The organism is Proteocatella sphenisci DSM 23131, from assembly GCF_000423525.1.
Taxonomy (GTDB): Bacteria; Bacillota; Clostridia; order Peptostreptococcales; family Filifactoraceae; genus Proteocatella; species Proteocatella sphenisci.
This window is the reverse complement of sequence record NZ_AUID01000019.1, coordinates 47,512-57,691: the sequence shown is the minus strand read 5'-3', so window position 1 is coordinate 57,691 and position 10,180 is coordinate 47,512. Positions and strand designations below refer to the sequence as shown.

Here is a 10,180-nt window from a genome sequence, read left to right as displayed (position 1 = left end):
GCCAGGATCAAACTCTTAAATTTAATGTTTGACTGGCCGGATTAAACATCCGACATATCTATTTTTGTTATCTCAATTAATTGAAATTACGGTTTGTTTCTTTTTGTAGATGATTGCCTTGCGGCTCACACCTATAAATGGTTTGTATATTCTGCTGTTTAGTTTTCAAGGTTCATTATTTGATTATTCTGCCACCTTGTGGTGACTTTTATTAGTATACTCCAGAAAGTTTTTTTTGTCAATATTTTTTTTCAAGTATTGATTTGACTTTTCTGGCTGCCCGCTTAGCTCTGATGAGCTTTTTGGTGCTTTTTAATATTATCATTTTGTGCTTTCTTTGTCAACACTTTTTTCATCTTCAAGTCTTGAACTGCCTCATTCGACGATGGGTCTTTTCAATCCGTTTTTGAGGACGTATATTAATATACCATCTGGGATGCATTTCGTCAATATATTTTTTATGAGTTTTAATGAGTTTTTTTCGTTGATTTAATGCCTTTATTTTCCAAAAACAGGTTTTCTATACATAAAAGCGTCTATAACAAGGTTTTCACCAGTTATAAACGCTTTATTATTATGTTACTCAAAGTCCTGGTATAAGACAAGAATACGAGGGTCTTATACAGATTTGTATTCTTCTATATTTTTAACAACTATAGTAATGGTACCATCGCTGTTTGAAATTATTTCAATCTTGTCAGTATCTTTATAATAATCCACAGGAATAGATATTTCTATTCCATTTCCTGTGATAATTTTTTGTCTGTCAAATTTTCTGGCCATGATTTCGCCCACTTTTATTTCTGCTTTTTCGAGCTTGGCCTTCTTAAATGCTTCTTTGTAAATTCCTTTTACTTCCTGGTCGTCTTCAAACGCACGATCCAGGACTTTATCTATTTCAATAGTGCCTTCTTCTACAATTGTATCTGCTATGGCTTTTTTTATATGAGCTTTTTGCTGAATATCTTCTCCTATGAACTTTTCCTGAACTCTTTTATTAACCTGATTAAAGGCCTTAAGTTTTTCTTTTTCTGACATTGCGCTACTGAGCCCTAGTACTAGATCTCCAAAAAAACTCTGTTTTTCGCCTTTTACTGTGTAAGTTTTGTCTAAAAGTGCAATATCCATGAATTTAAGATGTACAAGAAATCCTTCTTCAGTTTTTGATTTAGGACTTAGATACAGATCATTGCTCTTTGTTATCATAGCTATAGAACCATCTCTTGTTTCTTCAAGTTTTCTGACAAGCAAATCTTTGTAATTGAATTTTATGCATGCAAAATACATCAGCTCATCCATCTCAAAGAGCACAAATGCTATGTCACAAGAAGTCAGGGCTTCTCTGTTTTCAAATATATTTTTATGAATCATATAGCTGAGATCCTTGGTTACTTCCATAAAGAGATTGAGGTCATCGTCAAGATTTTCCAGCATCTTTTCTACAATAGAGTTTTCTTTGAATGATGACCATTTCATTTCTGATGACCCATGTATTTTTTCAATATTTCTTTTTAGTATCTCAAATGTGAGTTCTTCTTCATGATCTATTTCGTAGGTAGAGCACACGGGATATTCGCTTTCTTTGCTAAATGTGTGTATTACTGCCTTGTACATTAATATCTTTCCTAAATCAAACATCTTGCTCCATTTCTATTATCAACTCTGGTCTTATAAAATTACAGATTTTTTCTTGACTCTTTAATTCTAACTAATAGTCTTTCTTTTCCAAGTAATGTCAATAATTTTTTTATATCCGGTCCATGCATCTGCCCTGTAAGGAGAACTCTGGTTCCCATAAAAAGATCCTTGCCTTTTATTGAGTTTTCTTTTTGAATTTCTTTAAACATAACTCCTACAAAGTCTTCTGTGATTACATCAGCCGCAGATATCTTTGCCTCAAGTGCATCAGAAAGTTGGGCCATATGATCTAATTTGAAAAACTCCATTGCGTCTGGCTCTATTTCACCAACGTGATCTTCAAGCAAAAGTTTTATCTTTTCAGGGAATATCATCAGATAATCCATTGATTCTCTTACAGTATCTACAGCAAGCTTTAACCAGTCTTTTTTTGAATCCGCTTCTTCTTTTGCCATGAGACCTGCTTCAACTACAAAGGGTATGCATAGCTCGGTGAGCTGGTCCAGATCATATGCCTTTATATACTGGTTGTTCATCCAGTTAAGCTTTGCCACGTCAAAAACTCCACCGCTCTTTGAAACTTTTTCCAGGTTGAAGGCCTGCTCAAGTTCTTGCATTGTAAATATTTCCTGGTTATCATCTGGCGACCATCCAAGAAGTGCAACATAATTAACAAGTGCTTCTTTAAGATAGCCTTTCTTTTTGAAATCTTCAACTGCAACGTCTCCCTGACGTTTGGAAAGTTTTTTCCTGTCATTATTGAGTATGTTTGGAAGATGGACAAATGTAGGCGCTTCCCAACCTAAAGCCTGGTACAAATATACATGCTTTGGTGTTGATGGCAGCCATTCTTCTCCTCTTATTACATGAGTCACACCCATAAGATGGTCATCTACTATTACTGCCATGTGGTAGGTGGGAAATCCGTCTGTCTTCATGAGAACTTGATCATCTATGTCATTAGTGTTTACTGTAACCTGGCCTCTTACTATATCGTTGAACGTTATATCATAGTTTTCTGGAAGTTTTAGCCTTATTACATGTGGTACATTGTTCTTAAGGTTTTCTTCAACTTGTTCTTTTGTAAGTGATTTGCAGTGACCATCATATTTGGCTGTGTTTCCTTCTGATTTTTGTGACTCTCTGAGGCTGTCTAGTCTGTCTTTAGTACAGAAACAGTAATATGCATGACCAGAATCTATCAGCTGCTTCATATATGTTTTGTATATTTCAAGTCTCTGAGACTGTATATAGGGTCCATTTTCTCCACTTTGATATATATTCTGATTTTCATCTATCATTACGCCTTCTGAGTGATCGATTCCTGCCCATGCCATAGCATTAAGCATTCCTTCGAGCGCGCCTTCTACAAGTCTACTCTGATCAGTATCTTCAACTCTCAGGAGATACTTGCCTCCTGTTTTTTTTGCAAAAAGATAGTTGTAAAGAGCGGTCCTCAAGCTTCCTATGTGAACAAATCCTGTCGGTGATGGTGCAAAACGTACTACATTCATTATTTATCCTCTTCTTTCTTTATTTTAAATATAATAAATTATTAAATCTGCAAAGTATCATTATACACTATTAGATGAATCTTTTGTATACGTACTCTGAATTAAATACGCTAAGGAGTGAACTGTAATTCATCTCAAAGCTCACTATGTCTCCAATACTGTATTCTTTGGTGCAAGGTGTAACATTAAGAATCATGTGGTCACTGCTCCCACCCATAATTTCTATTTCCCTGTCTTCAGGAGTAAGGCCATCGAGCAAAACATCCTGCCTCCCTATCCCAAGTATAAGCCTCTTTAGATTGCCTCTTTCTTTAAATACTGGTACATTCCCAAATGCATCAATACCTATCTGGCCCTTTGGAACTGAGGGTTTGGTCTTTTTTTCTATAACCTGGGCATGAAGCTTGTATACATCGCCATAGAGTCCATCTATAACGTCTCCATACTTGTCTTCTACTCCAAGGTTTATTGACTGACCTATCCTAAGATGGGTTATTCCCTCAGGTAGACTGCCCTCCCATATCATATGAAGATGAAGTGAACTCCCTCCTGTAATATGGGTAAATTTAAGATTTAGTTTTTCTTCAATAGTCTCTACATGATTCATAAAAGATTCCATGGATTCTTTATCAGGCACGACTCCTCCAAAGCATCCAAAATTCACGCCAAGTCCTACCAGTTCTACTCCCTTGCACTCTGCTATTTGCTGGGCAGTTGAAAATACATCTTCTTCATTAACCCCTTCTCTTCTGTCTCCCATATCTACCATAAGCACTATTTTATGCTTTTTGTCATGTTCCAGGCAGTAATCTGAAATGGCTCTTATAGTCTCTATCTCAGAATTGAGACTTATGTCTGCATATTCCACTAAAAGGTCTATTTCACTTAGCATAGGCAGTCTGATGAGTGCTTTTTCAACTTTTATGTCTTTGAGTCTTATGAGGTTTTGTATTCTTGCATCTCCTATACACTCTACTCCAGAATCTACCATCATCTGAGCCATACGGGTATTCCCCTGAAACAGCTTTGTTACAGCCATTACCTTTATATTGTTCTTTTTGCAGATTTCTATCACTGCTTTTGTGTTATGTATAAGTTTTTGTGTGTCTATTGTCAAACATGGGTATCTGTCTTTCATATCTTTTTCCTCCATATTTATATTTAAATTTTCGCTTTCTTTCGCTCTTCTCCTATTTTACATCAAATAAAGCATTTTTAACAAGATTAATTCATTATATTCTATTGTATTTTTCGTCCAGTCGCTGTAAAATTTATGTATAAGCACAGGGATTTGTTATATTTCCAATTTTTAATAAAAAGGAGTAGCCATGAAAAAATACGACTACAGCATTGAAATGTCCAGGGATCTCATAAGCATAGACACTTCTACATTTAAATCTATAACCTTATCCTCTGATGAACTCGCCAAAAGGATGAGCAGAAATCCTTCCTATGAAATTTTCATAAAATACATAAATGATGTTCCATCAGGCTTCATTTCCACAATGCATGTCTGTACCCCCCACTATGAGGCTCACTGGATAGATCTTATGGCAGTAAGTCCAGATTATCAAAACAATGGCGTGGCTACTGAAATGATTGGCTATGTGAAAAACTATATGAATGAATACCATCCGTCTTCAGAGTTTATCAGCGCTCTTGTAAGATCTTCAAATGTATCTTCACTTAGGGCTCTTGAAAACCAGGGCTTTAAAACTGATGGCCAAGGAAGCTTTGAACTGGTGTTTTTGGGATAATTATTTTTTATATAATCAAATGAGCCCCGAGGGTCTAGCCAGAAATTAGTACTGACTAGACCCTCGGGGCTCATTTTTATCCTGTATATTATTCAACCGTTACAGATTTAGCAAGGTTTCTTGGCTTGTCTACATCTATGCCTTTTGCAAGGGAGGTATAATACGCAATCAGTTGTGTTGGTATTACCGAAAGCACAGGTTTTAATATATCCAGTGTCTCAGGGATATATATAACCTCATCAGCAACCTTTTTTATTTCAGTCTCACCTTCAGTGGCGATGGCATACACATAGGCCCCTCTGGCTTTGACTTCTTTTATATTTGAAATCATTTTTCCCACAAGATCTTTTTGAGTAGCAATTGCAACCACAGGTGTACCCTCTTCTATAAGAGCTATGGTCCCATGTTTAAGTTCTCCTGCTGCAAATGCTTCTGTAAATATATATGAGATTTCTTTTAATTTTAATGAGCCTTCCAGAGCAGTCTGATAATCAGCTCCTCTACCTAGATAGAAAAGAGAACTTTTGTCTTTAATTCTTTCTGCAATAGATTTTTCAGCGTCAACATTTTCAAGAAGACTTTCCACCTTTGAAGAAAGCGTCTTCATCTCATCCAAAACTTCGAAATAAAGTTCTTTTGTTATAGTTCCTTTTTTAATTGCCATATTGAGTGCAACCATATAAAATGCAATCAGCTGCGTCGTATAAGCTTTTGTGCTGGCTACCGCAACCTCAGGGCCAGCCCATGTATAAAACACGTCATCTGATTCCCTTGCTATTGATGATCCTACTACGTTTGTTATCGAAAGAACTCTTGCTCCCTTTCTCTTTGCTTCTCTAAGGGCGGCAAGTGTGTCTGCCGTCTCACCAGACTGGCTGACAAGTATCAGTAGTGTATTCTTGTCTACGAAAGGATCAGAGTATCTGAATTCTGAAGCTATGTCTGTCTCAACAGGTATCTTTGCCAGTTTTTCAATAGCAAGTTTACCAATTTTACCAGCATGATACGCCGTTCCACATGCAACTATATATATTTTATTTATACTATTTAAATCTTCGGCAGACAGTTTTATATCATCAAGTTTTATATAACCGTCTTCATCTATTCTTCTTGTCAGGGTTTCTTTTATAGCTTGTGGCTGTTCATAAACTTCTTTGAGCATGAAATGCTCGTATCCACCCTTTGTTGCAGCCTCCACAGACCACTCCACAGTATGAACCTCTTTGTCTACGGGGTTTTTATCAAAATCGAAAATTTCCACTCCAGAAGGTTTTAGTCTCACAACTTCTCCATTATCCAGGAAGTATACATCTCTTGTATAATTAAGTATTGCAGGTACATCTGAAGCTATATAATTTCCATCCTCACTAAGCCCTACTATAAGAGGAGATTCTTTTCTTACAGCAATCATCTCACCAGGGCTGTCCTTGGCAATTACTCCAAGTGCATATGCACCCTTAAGTTTTTTGATAGCCTTAAATACCGCCTCCATAAGGTCTCCTTCATAGTAGTAATCTACGATATGGGCTATGACCTCTGTGTCTGTCTCAGACACAAACTGGTAACCCTTGCTCTGAAGTTCTTCTTTGAGGGTAAGGTAATTTTCGATTATACCATTGTGTACAACCGCTATGGTCTCTTTGTTGTTAAGGTGAGGGTGGGAGTTTATATCAGAGGGTGCTCCATGAGTCGCCCATCTTGTGTGGCCTATACCAACATTACCTGTTATCGGATTTTCTTTTGTGAAATTATCTAGCACCGAAAGTCTTCCTTTGAATTTTGCAGTATTTATACTGTTTTCATGAACCACTGCTATTCCCGAGGAATCATATCCTCTGTACTCAAGTTTTTCAAGCCCCTCTATTATTACATTTTGGGCTTGTCTGCTACCTACATATCCTACTATTCCGCACATTTTTTTGTGTCTCCTTAAATTATATTCCCAGATAGTAGACGCAACTATAGCATTGCTATATCACATGAAACATTTTTTGTCCTCCTGATTGCTCAGTAGTTTTGTGTGTTTCTTGGACTGTGAAGCCCTAAGAGCATCCGCCGAATTTTCGATAACTCTTATCCTCGTCAGCCTTATAAAAGGCTCTGGCGCTGTATTTTGCTGTACATATACTGGGTAGATTACATTATAACACATTTTTTTATTTACGTACATGGATTTGCTGTTTTTGAAAAAGAGCAAATAGTTGGAATTTTGGAGTCTTGTTTGACAAAAAATTAGTCTACTGATATCATTTATACTATGCAAGCAATTTATTTTATTTTACCAGGGAGGTTTTATGGAAAGGCTCATTTACGCATTTTCTGCCATTTTTAACAATTTATTTTACAGTATTTATGATTTCTTTGCAAGATACTTTGCGAATATTTTCATATTAATAATAGTATTCATACTCGCTCATATTTTTAAGAGCTATTTTGCAAACATCATAATTAATTTTATGCATAGATTAACGAAAAAAACCAAGTTAAATGTTGAAATATCTTCCATGTTTTTTTTGAAAAAGCCATTACGTCTTATATTTGTATCAACCTTGATGTTTATATCATTCATGGCTCAAAAAACTTTGATAACTGATTATCCTATGATGCTTGCTTTTGTAAGAAAATTTTACAGACTTGCTATTATACTGTGCGTAATATATTTTATATACACAGCAATTCCCATTATAATGGAAGCCTTCAGTCGGATTAAAAATCCAAGTTCTACTCTGCTCGATGATACCCTTATGATGTTCTTTACAAAAATCATAAAAGTTGTAATTTTTGTAATTGCAATCTTGATAGTGCTTGGGGAATTTGGAGTAAATATAAATGGACTTATCACAGGAGTGGGACTCGGCGGTCTTACATTTGCTCTTGCCGCTCAAGACACTGCCTCTAATATTTTTGGAGGACTTGTAATCATATCTGATAAGCCCTTTGCTGTAGGAGACTGGATACAATCCGACTCTATAGAAGGCGTCGTAGAAGATATTTCTTTCAGGAGTACTCGCATAAGAACTTTTGACGATGCTATGCTCGTGGTTCCAAATTCCACTCTTTCAAGCGCCTCTATAACTAACTGGTCTAAGATGAACAAACGTAGGGTCAAATTTAATTTTGGTATCACATACGCTACTTCTCCTTCTCAGATAAAGAGCATCATCCATGATATACAGATGTATCTTGAAATTCATAAAGACATAATTACAGAAACAGCCTTGGTTAAACTCGACGAATTTGCCGAAAGTTCTATTAGTATCATGGTCACCTTTTATACAAATCAGACATCTCTCTTTGAACTTAAACGAGTAAGAGAAGAAGTCAATTATGAAATACTTGACATCTTGCAAAGACATAATTCAAGCTTTGCATTTCCTTCTACAAGCGTTTATATGGAAAACTTATAAAAACTTCTTTAATCAAAAAAAACCACAAGCTGTGGTTTTTTTTGATTAATACATTATTTTTGATATATCCATACTATTAGAATCCAAAATCCCCATCAATTATGATTACCTTTATCCTATTCTTTATTCTTTGAAACCCAGTGAGTACCTCTGTACAACAGATTCTTTTCTCAGATGCACAGTTTCTGCAAATTCCATCTATCGTGCACGGTGTCTCACAATCAAGTCTCATTGCATTTGCAGGTGCCGAAATCGCTTTTACACGTTTTCTTGCTTCTTCTGAGTCTCTGACTATTTTGTTTGAGCCGGTTATTACTATAACTTCTTTAGGTCCAAAAGATATTGCGGCAACGCGGTTCCCGTTTCCATCTATATTGAACAGTTCTCCATTTTCTGTTATGGCATTTGTGCTTGTAATAAAATAATCAGAAGTAAACGCATCTCTAAGAACCTGCTGCACTTCTTCATGCGTTATTCCAGATCTTTCTCTATCTCTATAGTCATATGCTCCGCTTCTTAACAAATCCATGATTCCTGTTTCAACACAGGACATAGATCCTCCAGCTGTGACAACTGAATTCTCTTTTACCAGGCTCCTGAATGTTTTTATAGCTTCTTCTGCATCTTTTGCGTAATATCCTTCAATATTGTTTTTATGTAAAGCTTTAATAGTTCTTTGGATCTTTAAATCCTCACATTTTTTTGCTGCGTCTTTAAAATTCATAATAAATACCTCCTTGTTAGTTATATTTTAGCACATAAAGCGTTTAATGTTAATCAAAGTCTATAACTTGACCAATTCCCAGTTCAATTGCTTTTCTGTAAATATTTTCTGCAGATACTAAATCCTGGGCAGATATTCCAACACTTTTAAATATAGTTATTTCGTCTTCGTTTTCTCTTCCTGGTACTTTCCCAAGTATGAGATCTCCAATTTCGCCTGTGTAGAAGTCCTCGCTTATTATACCCTGGTCAATCAGCTGGGTAAATTCTCCAGCTTCTTCAAGCATAGAATCTCTGTCATCAATGTATACTTTATCCGCAGTGAGGACAGTAGTCTTATCCATTTCACACATTTCTTTGGTATAAGAACCTACTCCAGATATATGGACTCCATTCTTAAGCAGATTCCCATCAAACAATCCCTTGGTTGATGTCGTTGCAAGTACTATTATATCAGCTTCTGCAACTGCATCATTCCCATCTTTATATGCAGTTATTTCAACATTTTTATGGTCTTCTTTAACTTTCATTTCCGGAATAAGTAAGCTCATCTTTTCGCAAAAATCAAGTGTCTTTTCGAAGTTTCTTCCCACTACTCTTATTTCTTCAAAATGTCTTGTAGCTATCATTGCCTCAAGTTGTTTCTCCGACTGACCTCCAGTACCAAAAAGTACGCCAATCTTAACATTTTCTCTTGCGAGTAATTTAATTGAAGCCCCAGTTGCAGCTCCCGTCCTCATCTTAGTTACGTAAGTCCCATCTATAAGAGCCTTTACTTCTCCAGTTTCAACATCCAGCATTACTATAGTAGCATTTACAACAGGTTTTCCTTTTGATGAATTTTGAGGAAATACAGAGACTATCTTAGCTCCTAAATAACCTTTCTCCTCTACCAGCCCCGGCATAAAAAGCGCATTACCTTGCACATGCTCTACTGTAAGCTTGGTTCTAACAGGTGCCTTTACCTTTTTAGAAGAACTCAGCGCAAACGCTTCCATTACCGACTCTATGCAGTCCTCCATCGTATAGAATTGATCAATATCTTTTCTTGTTAAAATTAGCATTTCTTACCTCCTCATTTACATACATTATAAGATTGAACGCTCCCGCCGCCTTTGTTCTCCTTAAAGCGAGAAGAGCA

8 protein-coding genes are annotated in these 10,180 nt (G+C 36.2%); 2 read left to right on the top strand and 6 right to left on the bottom strand.

Features of this window, described 5'->3' with window-relative positions; genetic code table 11:
- Positions 1-618: 618 nt before the first annotated feature.
- The 3 genes from G558_RS0108310 to G558_RS0108300 all read right to left on the bottom strand — a co-directional run bounded on the left by G558_RS0108310 (position 619) and on the right by G558_RS0108300 (position 4,290).
- Entirely contained in the window at positions 619-1,614 is a 996-nt protein-coding gene (locus G558_RS0108310; RefSeq protein ID WP_051188601.1) for a nucleoid-associated protein, read from the bottom strand.
- 62 nt (positions 1,615-1,676) lie between these two features.
- Positions 1,677-3,152, bottom strand: coding sequence for a glutamate--tRNA ligase (gltX, locus tag G558_RS0108305; protein WP_028829768.1), 1,476 nt, complete (start codon positions 3,150-3,152; stop codon positions 1,677-1,679).
- Between the two features lie 70 nt (positions 3,153-3,222).
- On the bottom strand, positions 3,223-4,290 hold the full coding sequence (locus tag G558_RS0108300) for an alanine/ornithine racemase family PLP-dependent enzyme (protein ID WP_028829767.1): 1,068 nt from the start codon (positions 4,288-4,290) through the stop codon (positions 3,223-3,225).
- 190 nt (positions 4,291-4,480) lie between these two features.
- Here G558_RS0108300 and G558_RS0108295 point away from each other — a divergent pair, with 190 nt between their 5' ends.
- Positions 4,481-4,909 (top strand): GNAT family N-acetyltransferase, encoded by a 429-nt coding sequence (locus G558_RS0108295; protein ID WP_028829766.1) that lies wholly within the window; start codon positions 4,481-4,483, stop codon positions 4,907-4,909.
- 88 nt (positions 4,910-4,997) lie between these two features.
- Here the strand turns inward: G558_RS0108295 and glmS are convergent, their stop codons facing one another.
- The gene (gene glmS, locus G558_RS0108290) at positions 4,998-6,824 is read right to left on the bottom strand and encodes a glutamine--fructose-6-phosphate transaminase (isomerizing) (protein ID WP_028829765.1); all 1,827 of its coding nucleotides are present in this window, start codon (positions 6,822-6,824) and stop codon (positions 4,998-5,000) included.
- A gap of 379 nt (positions 6,825-7,203) precedes the next feature.
- On the opposite strand from glmS, the gene G558_RS12785 reads away from it, so the two are divergent.
- The gene (locus tag G558_RS12785; RefSeq protein ID WP_051188599.1) at positions 7,204-8,316 is read left to right on the top strand and encodes a mechanosensitive ion channel family protein; all 1,113 of its coding nucleotides are present in this window, start codon (positions 7,204-7,206) and stop codon (positions 8,314-8,316) included.
- Between the two features lie 76 nt (positions 8,317-8,392).
- Here the strand turns inward: G558_RS12785 and G558_RS0108275 are convergent, their stop codons facing one another.
- Both G558_RS0108275 and G558_RS0108270 read right to left on the bottom strand, forming a co-directional pair.
- Positions 8,393-9,040 carry a lactate utilization protein gene (locus tag G558_RS0108275; protein WP_028829763.1) on the bottom strand — a complete coding sequence of 216 codons (648 nt, stop codon included), beginning with the start codon at positions 9,038-9,040 and terminating at the stop codon, positions 8,393-8,395.
- 49 nt (positions 9,041-9,089) lie between these two features.
- The gene (locus G558_RS0108270; protein WP_028829762.1) at positions 9,090-10,103 is read right to left on the bottom strand and encodes an ornithine cyclodeaminase family protein; all 1,014 of its coding nucleotides are present in this window, start codon (positions 10,101-10,103) and stop codon (positions 9,090-9,092) included.
- Between the last annotated feature and the right edge of the window lie 77 nt (positions 10,104-10,180).

Bases quoted from the DNA above. Each gene is read 5' to 3' on its own strand.
- G558_RS0108300 (WP_028829767.1), bottom strand. From the start codon at position 4,290: ATGAAAGACAGATACCCATGTTTGACAATAGACACACAAAAACTTATA.
- G558_RS0108270 (WP_028829762.1), bottom strand. From the start codon at position 10,103: ATGCTAATTTTAACAAGAAAAGATATTGATCAATTCTATACGATGGAG.
- G558_RS0108275 (WP_028829763.1), bottom strand. From the start codon at position 9,040: ATGAATTTTAAAGACGCAGCAAAAAAATGTGAGGATTTAAAGATCCAA.
- G558_RS0108295 (WP_028829766.1), top strand. From the start codon at position 4,481: ATGAAAAAATACGACTACAGCATTGAAATGTCCAGGGATCTCATAAGC.
- glmS (WP_028829765.1), bottom strand. From the start codon at position 6,824: ATGTGCGGAATAGTAGGATATGTAGGTAGCAGACAAGCCCAAAATGTA.
- G558_RS12785 (WP_051188599.1), top strand. From the start codon at position 7,204: ATGGAAAGGCTCATTTACGCATTTTCTGCCATTTTTAACAATTTATTT.
- gltX (WP_028829768.1), bottom strand. From the start codon at position 3,152: ATGAATGTAGTACGTTTTGCACCATCACCGACAGGATTTGTTCACATA.
- G558_RS0108310 (WP_051188601.1), bottom strand. From the start codon at position 1,614: ATGTACAAGGCAGTAATACACACATTTAGCAAAGAAAGCGAATATCCC.